At 60.5% G+C, this 11,432-nt stretch carries 10 protein-coding genes; 4 read left to right on the top strand and 6 right to left on the bottom strand.

The window, feature by feature from the left end:
• Positions 1-17: 17 nt before the first annotated feature.
• The 3 genes from Q9R34_RS16420 to xylA all read right to left on the bottom strand — a co-directional run bounded on the left by Q9R34_RS16420 (position 18) and on the right by xylA (position 3,439).
• Positions 18-557, bottom strand: coding sequence for an isochorismatase family protein (locus tag Q9R34_RS16420; protein ID WP_485895054.1), 540 nt, complete (start codon positions 555-557; stop codon positions 18-20).
• 98 nt (positions 558-655) lie between these two features.
• On the bottom strand, positions 656-2,098 hold the full coding sequence (xylB, locus tag Q9R34_RS16415) for a xylulokinase (protein ID WP_485895052.1): 1,443 nt from the start codon (positions 2,096-2,098) through the stop codon (positions 656-658).
• Between the two features lie 18 nt (positions 2,099-2,116).
• The gene (gene xylA, locus Q9R34_RS16410; protein ID WP_485895050.1) at positions 2,117-3,439 is read right to left on the bottom strand and encodes a xylose isomerase; all 1,323 of its coding nucleotides are present in this window, start codon (positions 3,437-3,439) and stop codon (positions 2,117-2,119) included.
• 340 nt (positions 3,440-3,779) lie between these two features.
• Here xylA and xylF point away from each other — a divergent pair, with 340 nt between their 5' ends.
• From xylF to xylR, 4 genes are all read left to right on the top strand, one after another.
• A complete protein-coding gene (gene xylF, locus Q9R34_RS16405) occupies positions 3,780-4,772 on the top strand; it encodes a D-xylose ABC transporter substrate-binding protein (RefSeq protein ID WP_485895048.1) in 993 nt (330 codons plus the stop codon).
• A 29-nt stretch (positions 4,773-4,801) separates the two neighbouring features.
• On the top strand, positions 4,802-6,322 hold the full coding sequence (locus tag Q9R34_RS16400; RefSeq protein WP_485895046.1) for a xylose ABC transporter ATP-binding protein: 1,521 nt from the start codon (positions 4,802-4,804) through the stop codon (positions 6,320-6,322).
• Entirely contained in the window at positions 6,315-7,490 is a 1,176-nt protein-coding gene (gene xylH, locus Q9R34_RS16395; RefSeq protein ID WP_485895044.1) for a xylose ABC transporter permease XylH, read from the top strand. The genes Q9R34_RS16400 and xylH overlap by 8 nt, the downstream gene beginning before the upstream one ends.
• Positions 7,491-7,582: 92 nt before the next feature.
• Positions 7,583-8,761, top strand: a complete 1,179-nt coding sequence (gene xylR / locus Q9R34_RS16390; RefSeq protein WP_485895042.1) for a D-xylose utilization transcriptional activator XylR — start codon at positions 7,583-7,585, stop codon at positions 8,759-8,761.
• A gap of 31 nt (positions 8,762-8,792) precedes the next feature.
• On the opposite strand, the gene Q9R34_RS16385 is transcribed toward xylR, so the two are convergent.
• From Q9R34_RS16385 to dnaT, 3 genes are all read right to left on the bottom strand, one after another.
• Complete coding sequence (locus Q9R34_RS16385; RefSeq protein WP_485895041.1) at positions 8,793-9,869, bottom strand: ROK family protein; 1,077 nt, start codon at positions 9,867-9,869, stop codon at positions 8,793-8,795.
• A 220-nt stretch (positions 9,870-10,089) separates the two neighbouring features.
• Positions 10,090-10,830 (bottom strand): replicative helicase loader DnaC, encoded by a 741-nt coding sequence (gene dnaC / locus Q9R34_RS16380; RefSeq protein WP_434126153.1) that lies wholly within the window; start codon positions 10,828-10,830, stop codon positions 10,090-10,092.
• Positions 10,830-11,366: a primosomal protein DnaT gene (dnaT, locus tag Q9R34_RS16375; protein ID WP_277268681.1), complete on the bottom strand. Its 537-nt coding sequence runs from the start codon at positions 11,364-11,366 to the stop codon at positions 10,830-10,832. Before dnaT ends, dnaC begins: the two co-directional genes overlap by 1 nt.
• Positions 11,367-11,432: the final 66 nt, after the last annotated feature.

Genomic DNA, 11,432 nt, shown 5'->3' with positions numbered 1-11,432 from the left:
CGCGCCACTCCTTGCGATCAAACGCGCGCCAGGCACGCTTCCACGCTCACCACCTCGGCAAAGCGGTTAACCAGTACGGTTTCGGTACGGTGAATCAGTTCGGCGCTGCTGAGGGTGACGCCGTTGTGCGTCATCGGGAAGGTCAGCGTCGCCTCAGAGACAAACAGTACCTTAAAACCAAGATCGGACGCCACGCGCGCGGTGGTTTCGCAGCACTGCTCGGTGCGGATGCCGCTGATAATCAGCGTGTCGATCGCCTGCGCCTCCAGCCAGGGCAGCAGCCCCGATTCGGTCAGCGCGTTATGAACGTGTTTCTGCACGCTGAACGTCGCCTCGTGCTGCAAAAAGTCCATTCGCTTTACCCAGCCGGACGCCAGCGAAAAGGGGCCCTGCGGCGCGACGTGGAACACATCCACCACCGGTATACCTTTCGCCTGACAGCCTTCGATCAACGCGCTGATATGGCGCTGAAATGCCGGAACATCGGTTTCCTGCCAGAAGTCGCGATGTAAAAAAGAGTGCTGAACGTCTATGACCAACAGTGCTGCCTGTGCCATTTTCGGCCTCCTGAGAAATGAATTCCTGCCCATCATGACGGGCCTGACGCGCAGGAAGAAGGCCAAATCGGGACAAGATAGCGACAGGGCGGGACAGGCTACTGCATCAGCGGCGCCAGCTGCGCGTAGAGGCGGGCAAAGGTGTCACGCAGCGGCTGATAGCGCTGATGGCGCGCCGCATCGGGTTGATGGCGCTGCACCCGCGTCAGCGCGGGCAGCGTGGTCTGCGGGTCGAGCGCCAGCTGCGCCAGACGCGCCGCGCCCAGCGCCGGACCAACCTCGCCGCCCTGACAGTAATCAAGCGTCTGGCCGCTGATATCCGCCAGCATCTGCCGCCACAGCGCGCTGCGCGCGCCGCCGCCGATCAGCATAATGCTGGAGGGCGCGACGCCGCACTCGTGCACCGCGTCCATGCCCTGCGCCAGCGCGTAACCGACGCCTTCCAGCACCGCGCGCGCCAGCTCCGGCCGACCGTGCTGGTGCGTCAGGCCGAAAAAGACGCCTGTCGCCTGCGGGTTGTTGTGCGGCGTGCGCTCGCCGGAGAGGTAGGGCAGAAACCACAGCGGCGGCGCGTTTTCATCGGCGCGTTCCGCTTCCGCCAGCAGCTGCGGCACGTCGGCGCAGCCGGTCAGCGCCGCCGCCCAGTCAAGGCAGGCGGCGGCGCTGAGAATAACCGACATCAGATGCCAGCGCTGCGGCAGCGCATGGCAGAAGCTGTGCACCGCGCGCTGCGGGTTGCTGAGGTAGCCGTCGCTGACCACAAAATAGACGCCGGAGGTGCCGAGCGACAGCATACCCTGCCCCGGCTCGGTCATGCCGACGCCCACCGCGCCCGCGGCGTTGTCGCCGCCGCCCGCCACCAGCGGCACCGGCGGCATGTTCCAGCGCTCAGCTATCTCGCCGCTCAGCGAACCGGTAACACCATTGCCTTCGAACAGTCGCGGCATCTGGTCGCGCGTCAGGCCGCAGGCGTCGAGCATCTGGTCGCTCCAGTCGCGGCGCGCCACGTCCAGCCACATCGTGCCCGCCGCATCAGACATGTCGCTGGCGAAGTCGCCGCTCAGCCGCCAGCGCAGGTAATCTTTCGGCAGCAGCACCTTCGCCACCTGCTGAAAAATGTCGGGCTCATGCTGTTGCACCCACAGCAGTTTGGGCGCGGTAAAGCCGGGCATCATCAGATTGCCGGTGATCTGGCGCGATGCGGGCACGCGCTGCTCCAGCTCGCGGCACTGTTCACCGCTGCGCCCGTCGTTCCATAAAATGGCCGGGCGCAGTACGCGATGCGCGCTGTCCAGCAGCGTCGCGCCGTGCATCTGACCGCTCAGGCCGATAGCCTTCACCTCGCTGAGCGCATGCTGCTGCGCCAGCGCCTGCATCGCCTGGTCGGTCGCCAGCCACCAGCTTTCGGGATCCTGCTCGCTCCAGAGCGCGTGCGGACGCGACACCTGCAGCGGCGCGCTGCTGACCGCCGCCACCTCGCCCTGCGCATTCAGCAGCGCCACCTTGACCCCGGACGTGCCTAAATCGATCCCGATATACATGCCTTGCTCCCGCTTATCTCAGAAATCATAAAGATAGTGGTTCACCAGATTCTCCAGCTGCTCCTGGCGACCGCTGTGATGCTGTGGATTGAACTGCTGCTGCTGAGCATGCGCCGCCAGCGAGGCAAGGGAAAACTCTCCTTTCAGGATTTGCTGGCCGAACTCGCCATTCCAGCCGCTGTAGCGCTGCGCCACGCGCTTATCGAGTTCACCCGCTTCCACCATGCGCGCCGCCGCTTTCAGCGCCAGCGCCATGGTATCCATCGCGCCGATATGGCCGTAAAAGAGGTCATATTTGTCAGTGCTCTGGCGACGCACTTTAGCGTCAAAGTTCAGGCCGCCGGTGGTGAAGCCGCCCGCTTTAATAATCTCGTAGAGCACCAGCGCGTTCTCTTCGACGCTGGTCGGGAACTGGTCGGTATCCCAGCCGCACTGAACGTCGCCGCGGTTGGCGTCTACCGAGCCGAAAATACCGAGCGCGATAGCGGTGGCGATCTCATGATGAAACGAATGGCCCGCCAGCGTAGCGTGGTTCGCCTCGACGTTGACCTTGATCTCTTTCTCCAGCCCGAACTGCTTCAGGAAGCCGTACACCGTCGCCACGTCATAATCATACTGATGTTTGGTCGGCTCCTGCGGCTTCGGCTCGATCAGCAGCGTGCCCTGGAAGCCGATTTTATGCTTATGCTCTACCACCATCTGCATAAAGCGGCCAATCTGCTCGCGCTCCTGACGCAGATCGGTATTAAGCAGGGTTTCATAACCTTCACGACCGCCCCACAGCACATAATTTTCGCCGCCCAGCGTCTGTGTCGCCTGCATGGCGCTGCAGACCTGGCTTGCCGCCCAGGCGAAGATTTCCGGATCGGGGCTGGTCGCCGCGCCAGCGCCGTAGCGCGGATGGGTAAAGCAGTTGGCGGTGCCCCACAGCAGCTTCACGCCGCTCTCCTGCTGTTTTTCCAGCAGCTTATCGGTCATTACCGCGAAATTTTCCTGATAGCTGCGCAGCGAATCCCCTTCTGGCGCAACGTCGACGTCGTGAAAGCAGTAGTAAGGCACGTTCAGCTTGTAAAAAAACTCAAACGCCACGTCCGCCTTCAGCTTCGCCAGCTGCAGCGCGTCGCCGCTCTTTTGCCAGGGACGGTCGAATGCGCCGACGCCAAACATATCCGCCCCGTTCCAGCAGAAGGTATGCCAGTAGCAGGCCGCGAAACGCAGGTGTTCGGCCATGGTTTTGCCGAGGATCACCTCGTCAGGATTGTAATGACGAAAAGCCAGTGGATTAGTGCTCTTTACCCCTTCAAAACGAACGCGTTCGATCTGGTCGAAATAGGCGTGCATGTTTCGCTCCTCAGCGTGAAAATCCGGACAGTCGGCCGTGAGCCTTTATATTGCTTGCGCCTTTTCCGCTGGCTCAATTACGATATTTCACACCACGCTTGAGATAATTAATATTTGTGCGCCCGTTCTCAAATTAATGATTCAGCCGGGCTAATTTGTCCTCTACCGCTCTTAAAAGCGTTAAATCTCGATCCCGCTCATAAAAACAGAAATAAACCAAAAAACGTAATCGCCGGATAAAAATCAGTAATTGATGTTGCCGGAAAGCCAGGTCAACAATTCAACCGCCTGGACTCATGCGATAACGACAACCGCCTCAACCTACAGACAGGATGACACCATGAAAATGAAACTTACGCTGTTAGCCGCCTGCGCCGCGCTGGCGCTTTTCAGCCACGCCGGCGCAGCGAAAGAAGTGAAGATCGGCATGGCGATTGACGACCTGCGCCTGGAGCGCTGGCAAAAAGATCGCGACATCTTCGTTAAGCAGGCGGAATCGCAGGGCGCGAAAGTGTTTGTGCAGTCGGCCAACGGCAATGAAGAGACGCAAATGTCGCAAATAGAAAATATGATCAACCGCGGCGTCGATGTGCTGGTGATCATTCCCTATAACGGCCAGGTATTAAGCAACGTCGTCGCTGAAGCGAAACGCGAAGGCATTAAAGTGCTGGCCTATGACCGTATGATAAATAACGCGGATATCGATTTTTATATTTCGTTCGATAATGAAAAAGTCGGCGAAATTCAGGCGGAAAGTATTGTTAAGCAGGTGCCGAAAGGAAACTATTTTCTGATGGGCGGATCGCCGGTAGATAATAACGCGCATCTGTTTCGCGCCGGTCAGATGAAGGTGTTAAAACCCTATATCGACAACGGCAGCATTAAAGTCGTTGGCGACCAGTGGGTTGACGCCTGGCTGCCGGAAAACGCGCTGAAAATCATGGAAAACGCCCTGACCGCCAACAGCAATCACATCGACGCCGTCGTCGCCTCCAACGACGCCACCGCAGGCGGCGCGATTCAGGCGCTCAGCGCGCAGGGGCTGGCGGGCAAAGTCGCCATTTCCGGTCAGGATGCCGATCTCGCCGCCATCAAACGCATCATCAACGGCACGCAAACCATGACGGTGTATAAGCCGATTACCCAGCTCGCCACCGAAGCCGCCAACATCGCCATCGAACTCGGCAACGGCAAAACGCCCGCCAGCAACGGCAAGCTGAATAACGGTCTGAAAGAGGTGCCGTCGCGCCTGCTGACGCCGATCCCGGTCAATAAAGAGAACATCGACAGCACCGTGGTGAAAGACGGTTTCCATAAAAAGAGCGAGCTCTGAGCGCGCGCGGCCGCGAAGAGGAGAGATCGATGCTGCTGGAAATGAACAATATCACCAAGCGTTTCGGCGCGGTGAAAGCGCTGGATAACGTCAGCCTGCGGCTGGACAGCGGCGAAGTGATGTCGCTGTGCGGCGAAAACGGCTCGGGCAAATCCACGCTGATGAAGATTCTGTGCGGGCTCTATCCGCACGGCGAATTCGACGGTGAGATTCAGTTTGCCGGAGACAAGATTCAGGCGCAGACCATCCGTGATACCGAACGCCGGGGCATTGTGATTATCCATCAGGAGCTGGCGCTGGTGCGGCAGCTGACGGTCATGGAGAACATCTTTCTCGGCGCGGAGCTGGGCCGCTTCGGCATCGTCGACGACGAAACCATGACGCTGCGCTGTCAGCAGCTGCTGGCGCGGGTCAGGCTCGACGTCTCGCCCGACGCCCGGGTCGGCGATCTGGGCCTGGGGCAGCAGCAACTGGTCGAAATCGCCCGCGCGCTGAATAAGCAGGTGCGGCTGCTGATCCTCGATGAGCCGACCTCGTCGCTGACGGAGCGTGAAACCGAGGTGCTGCTGAGCATTATCAACAACCTGCGCGATCATGGCATCGCCTGCATCTACATCTCCCACAAGCTGAACGAGGTGAAAGCGATCTCCGATACCATCTGCGTTATCCGCGACGGCAAGCCCATCGCCACCCGGCCAGCCGCCGGACTTAGCGAGGATGACATCATTACCATGATGGTGGGACGCGAGCTGACCGCGCTCTATCCGCATCAGCGGCACGCCATCGGCGACACCGTGCTGCGCGTTGAACACCTTACCGCCTGGCATTCGGTTAACCGGCACATATGCCGCGTCAATGACGTCTCCTTCTCTCTGAAGCGCGGCGAGATCCTCGGCATCGCCGGGCTGGTCGGCGCTGGCCGCACCGAGACGGTCCAGTGCCTGTTCGGCGTCTGGCCGGGGCGCTGGCAGGGCGATATCTGGATTAATGATAAGAAAGTGCAGATTCGCGACTGTCAGCAGGCGATGGCCCAGGGCATCGCCATGGTGCCGGAGGATCGCAAAAAAGATGGCATTGTGCCGCTGATGGGCGTCGGCAAAAACATTACCCTCGCGGCGCTGGATCAGTTCAGCCGCCGCTTCGCGCCGCTGGACGAGACGCGCGAGCAGCACGTTATTAATGACGCTATCGCGCGGCTGCGGGTCAAAACCTCGTCGCCGGAGCTGCCGATCGGCCGACTGAGCGGCGGCAACCAGCAGAAGGCGATTATCGCCAAATGTCTGCTGCTGAACCCGCAGATCCTGATCCTCGATGAGCCAACACGCGGTATCGACGTCGGCGCGCGCCAGGAGATCTACCAGCTGATCAACAGCCTGGTGCAGCAGGGGATCGCCGTGATCGTCATCTCATCCGAACTTCCTGAAGTGCTGGGCCTGAGCGATCGCGTTCTGGTGATGCACGAAGGGCGCATCAAAGCCGATCTGATAAACAACAACCTGACACAGGAGCAAGTGATGGAAGCGGCCCTGCGGAGTGAACATTATGCTTAAAACCGAAAGTCGTCAGGGCGCGCTGCCGGGCGCGCCGTCGCCGGGAAAATTCTCGCTGCCCAACCTGCAGGTGCTGGTAATGCTGGGCGCCATTCTGGTTATCGCCCTGTTTTTCACCTGGACCACCGACGGCGCGTGGCTCAGCCCGCGCAACGTCTCGAACCTGCTGCGGCAGACCGCGATTACCGGCATTCTGGCGGTCGGCATGGTGTTCGTCATTATTTCGGCAGAGATCGATCTGTCGGTAGGCTCGATGATGGGCCTGCTGGGCGGCGCAGCGGCGATTTTCGACGTCTGGCTCGGCTGGCCGCTGCCGCTGACCATCGCGGTGACGCTGCTGATGGGGCTGCTGCTGGGCACCTGGAACGGCTGGTGGGTCGCCTACCGCAAAGTGCCGTCGTTTATCGTTACGCTGGCTGGCATGCTGGCGTTCCGCGGCATTCTGGTAGGGATCACCAACGGCACCACGGTTGCGCCGACCACACCGGCCATGTCGCAGATCGGGCAGAGCTATCTTCCAGACGGCGTCGGCTTCGGTTTCGGCATCGCCGGTCTGGCGCTGTTTATGCTGTGGCAGTGGCGGCTGCGGCTGCGCCGTCAGCAGCTCGGCCTGACGCAGTCCGCCGCCAGCGGCACCGTGGCGCGCCAGGCGCTTACCGCGGTGCTGGTGCTGGGCGCAATCTGGCTATTGAATGACTACCGCGGCGTGCCGACGCCGGTGCTGCTGCTGGCGCTGCTGCTGCTGGGCGGCATGTTTATGGCGACGCGCACCGCCTTTGGCCGCCGCATTTACGCCATCGGCGGCAATCTGGACGCCGCGCGGCTCTCGGGCATTAACGTGGCGCGCACTAAGCTGGCGGTGTTCGCCATCAACGGCGTGATGGTGGCGATCGCTGGGCTGATCCTCAGCTCGCGCCTCGGCGCTGGCTCGCCGTCGGCGGGCAATATCGCCGAGCTGGACGCCATCGCCGCCTGCGTCATCGGCGGCACCAGCCTGGCGGGCGGCGTGGGGTCGGTCGCGGGCGCGGTCATGGGCGCTTTTATTATGGCCTCGCTGGATAACGGCATGAGCATGATGGACGTGCCCACCTTCTGGCAGTACATCGTCAAAGGGGCAATTCTGCTGCTGGCGGTGTGGATGGATACCGCCACGCGCCGCCGGGTCTGATCGCGTCGGAGATCACAACCTGGCGCAAACAATTTCTGCTGTTCATCCGGCCGTGCTATGCATTGCGCTGGGATTCAGGAGAGCGCGCCACTATGCATGAAAAACGCTATCGCATTACGTTGCTGTTCAATGCCAATAAGGTCTACGACCGTCAGGTGGTAGAGGGTGTCGGCGAGTATTTACAGGCGTCGCAGACCGACTGGGATATTTTTATCGAGGAGGATTTCCGCTGCCGCATCGACAATATCCGCGAATGGCTGGGCGATGGCGTGATTGCCGACTATGACGACAGCTCGATCGAGCAGCTGCTGGCAAACGTCGAGGTGCCGATTGTCGGCGTGGGCGGCTCTTACCATCGCCGGCAGGATTATCCGCCAGTGCACTATATCGCCACCGACAACGCGGCGCTGGTGGAGAGCGCCTTTCTTCATCTCAAAGAGAAGGGCATCAACCGCTTCGCCTTTTACGGACTGCCCGCCTCCAGCGGCAAGCGCTGGGCGCAGGAGCGCGAACACGCCTTTCGTCAGCTGGTGCAGCGCGAACGCTATCAGGGCGTGGTCTATCAGGGCATGCATACCGCGCCGGAAAACTGGCAGCATGCGCAGAACCGGCTGGCCGACTGGCTGCAAACGCTGCCGCAGCAGACCGGCATTATTGCGGTCACCGACGCCCGTGCGCGTCATCTGCTACAGGCCTGCGAATATCTTAAAATTCCGGTGCCGGAAAAGCTGAGCGTGATCGGCATCGACAACGAAGAGCTGACGCGCTACCTGTCGCGCGTCGCGCTCTCGTCGGTGGCGCAGGGCACGCGGCAGATGGGCTATCAGGCCGCCAAACTGCTGCATCGCCTGCTGGACAAACAGCCGCTGCCGCTGCAGCGCATTCTGGTGCCCCCCATGAAAGTGATCGCCCGGCGCTCGACCGATTTCCGCTCGCTGCGCGATCCGGCGGTGATTCAGGCTATGCACTATATCCGCTTTAACGCCTGCAAAGGCATCAAGGTCGAGCAGGTGCTGGATGCGATCGGCCTGTCGCGTTCCAATCTGGAGAAACGCTTTCGCGATGAAACCGGCGATACCATTCACGCTATGATCCACCGCGAGAAACTGGAAAAAGCGCGCGAGCTGCTGGCCTCCTCCTCGCTGAACATCAATGAAATTTCCCAGATGTGCGGCTACCCTTCGCTGCAATATTTTTATTCGGTATTTAAGAAAAGCTATGCCAGCACGCCAAAAGAGTACCGACAGCATCACGGCGAAAGCCTGATGTAAAATGGCGGTGGCGTGTTAAAGGCGTCTCTCTTTATCCCTGACGTTGCTCATACTGCTCAATCACCGCCAGCGACAGCCCTACCGCCGGATCGAGACGCGTCTGTAAAAAATGCAGCGTGGTGTTCTGGAAGATGAAGGCTGGCGTACTGGACGCAATCCGTTTGCGCACCGTGTCGCAAAACGTCGGGTGCACATTCCAGGGCGCGTCGATAATAATCGTGGACGGATTGAGCAGCAGGATAATCTGGCTCATCGCCTTAGCGAGAAAACCGCCCGCCTGCTGCATCACCTCATCCACGACTTTCGGCGCCTCGTCACGCGTCTGCCAGCTTAAACCGGGACATCGCTGAGCCAGCTGCTGCTCTATCGCTGGTTTGCTGAGCAGCGCTTCGGCGCACCCCTGACGTCCGCAGCGACAGCGCGGGCCGTCCGGCTGCACGCTAAGGTGTCCCGCTTCGCCCGCCGTCCAGCTGTTGCCGGTCACCACTTCACCCTGCTGCACCAGCGCGCCGCCCATGCCTTCGGCAATCCGCAGGTAGAAGTGGCTGCCCGCCGCTCTCAGCCCGAGCTGATGCACCGCCAGCAGCGCCGAAGCCTTGACGTTATTCATCACGCGCAGCGGCACGGTGACCTTTTGTCTGACCGGCGTCAGCAGATCGACATCCTGCCAGCCGAGATGGGTCGAAAGGTGCATCCAGCCGCGGTCGGGATCGACGATGCCGGGAAAGCCGAGCCCGATGCCCAGCAGCTGCGGATGCTTCTCCACCAGGTCGCCGCACAGGCTCGCCACCTCATCCAGCAGCTTTTTAGGGTTAGCGGTATCGATGCGGCGCGTCTGCTCCACCATCACCTGCGAAAAGTAGTCGCAGACGCGCCAGTAAATGGCGTTGCGCTCCACCATCACGCCCGCGCTTTTCAGCTGTTCCGGGCGCAGGGCGATCTCAATTTTTGGACGCCCGGCAGCGCCTGCGCTAATCGTCCCCAGCTCCTGAAGCAGCGACCTTTCCAGCAGTTCGTCTACGATCAGCGACACCGTATTTTTGCTGAGCGACAAGATGTGGGCTAAATCCTGACGCGACGTTACGCGCAGCCGACGAAGCTGCGTCATCACGCGCTTCTGGTTGTTAAGTCTGAGTAGTGCAGGGCCTTTACCTGTATTCATTACAGCGCTCACCTGACGGACAACATATCTTTCAGTGTAACAGCGCCAGGACGCCTCTTATCTGGCACTTTTGGGCGCTGTTTCACACAAGTCGCAGCAGAGGGCGGCGCAAAGGAAAGACGTAAAAAAACCGGGTCGCACCCGGTTTCTTGCAGGGAAGAGAAAATTAATATTCGTCGCCGCGCACGCGGCTGCGGTAGCTTTCCCAGTCAAAGCGCACCCACATGCTGTTGCCGAGACGCATGCGGTCCATCACGCGCTCGCCCAGCAGGCTATTCATACCGGCGGGATCGAGGTTAGAGAGCATCCCGGTCGGACGCTTCGAAGAGGAGCGACGATCGACGATCTGGTTGATAATCACCTTTTCGTAGCGCGACTCGCTCTGCATACCGATCTCGTCAATCACCAGCAGATCGACGCTGCTGAGATCCTGCAGCAGTCGCTCTTCAGTAATGTCGCTACCGCCGCTAAAGGTGCCTTTCATGCTCGACATCAGATCCGCAACGGTGACGATCAGCACGCTTTTGCCGCGCAGGATCAGATCGTTGCCGATCGCCGCCGCCAGATGGTTTTTGCCGGTGCCGGGACGGCCGGAAAAGACGAAGCTGGCGATGCTGCCCTCAAAATCGTCCGCATACTGGCGCGCCATCATCAGGGCTCTGCGCTGCCCTTCATTCTCGACGCGATAATTATCGAACGAGCAGTTCATATGCAGCTCGCGAATGCCGGAGCGTCCCATCACGCGTTGCATTTTCATCGCGCGGTTCTCACGCACGATAGACTCCGAACGCAGGCGGCCCTGCTCCTGGTTCCAGGCCAGCAGCTCTTCACCGCTGGTGAATTTTGGCTGGACGTTGGCGGGCATCATCTTTTTCAGACGGCTGAACAGATCGGTCGGCGTTTTCATCACTCACCTCGAAACCCATCGGGAATGTTGTAATCAGTATTGCTGATTTGCGTGATATCGCGTTTGGGCTGGCCGCCGCTGGCCGCGCGGTTCATCTGCACGCTGCGCGCCAGCTTTTGCTGCCACTGCACATGGTGGAACAGACGGCCTTCCGCCTGCCAGTAGGCGACGAAAGCGGCCAGCTCGGCAGGCGTTACCGGCTCGCTCAGGGCCACGCCCCAGATAGCGGCCTGACGCTGAAAATCGGCGTCGGGCTGCCAGCCAGCATACATTGCGAACTTACCCGCTGGCGTCGGCAGAGAGGCTGGCAGGTCGTCATATAAGCTGTCGTCCAGCGTTACGTCACTGGGATGCGCCGCCGCCGCCTCCAGCGCGAGCAGATGCGCCAGCCGCTCGGGCGTCACGGCGTAAAACGCCGGCGCGTAGTTATCCAGCACCGCCAGCGTGCCGTTTTCCGCCTGCTGAAGTGCCTGACGCGGATCCTGACGGAAGGCGTCCAGACCAATAAGCGTAGAAGTAAGAATTTTGACTGACATGATGAAACCTGACGTTGACCTGCACGCTGCGCCGGCAGAGCGCTGGCGCACAAGTCTTTATTGTAC

This window comes from Enterobacter sp. BRE11 (assembly GCF_031844285.1).
GTDB lineage: Bacteria > Pseudomonadota > Gammaproteobacteria > Enterobacterales > Enterobacteriaceae > Pantoea.
Note: the sequence above shows the minus strand (reverse complement) of the source record. Positions and strands in the feature narration are given on the sequence as shown.

Excerpts from the sequence above, each read along its gene's own strand:
- Q9R34_RS16420 (WP_485895054.1), bottom strand. The coding sequence starts at position 557 with ATGGCACAGGCAGCACTGTTGGTCATAGACGTTCAGCACTCTTTTTTA.
- xylB (WP_485895052.1), bottom strand. The coding sequence starts at position 2,098 with ATGTATATCGGGATCGATTTAGGCACGTCCGGGGTCAAGGTGGCGCTG.
- xylA (WP_485895050.1), bottom strand. The coding sequence starts at position 3,439 with ATGCACGCCTATTTCGACCAGATCGAACGCGTTCGTTTTGAAGGGGTA.
- xylF (WP_485895048.1), top strand. The coding sequence starts at position 3,780 with ATGAAAATGAAACTTACGCTGTTAGCCGCCTGCGCCGCGCTGGCGCTT.
- Q9R34_RS16400 (WP_485895046.1), top strand. The coding sequence starts at position 4,802 with ATGCTGCTGGAAATGAACAATATCACCAAGCGTTTCGGCGCGGTGAAA.
- xylH (WP_485895044.1), top strand. The coding sequence starts at position 6,315 with ATGCTTAAAACCGAAAGTCGTCAGGGCGCGCTGCCGGGCGCGCCGTCG.
- xylR (WP_485895042.1), top strand. The coding sequence starts at position 7,583 with ATGCATGAAAAACGCTATCGCATTACGTTGCTGTTCAATGCCAATAAG.
- Q9R34_RS16385 (WP_485895041.1), bottom strand. The coding sequence starts at position 9,869 with ATGACGCAGCTTCGTCGGCTGCGCGTAACGTCGCGTCAGGATTTAGCC.
- dnaC (WP_434126153.1), bottom strand. The coding sequence starts at position 10,830 with ATGAAAACGCCGACCGATCTGTTCAGCCGTCTGAAAAAGATGATGCCC.
- dnaT (WP_277268681.1), bottom strand. The coding sequence starts at position 11,366 with ATGTCAGTCAAAATTCTTACTTCTACGCTTATTGGTCTGGACGCCTTC.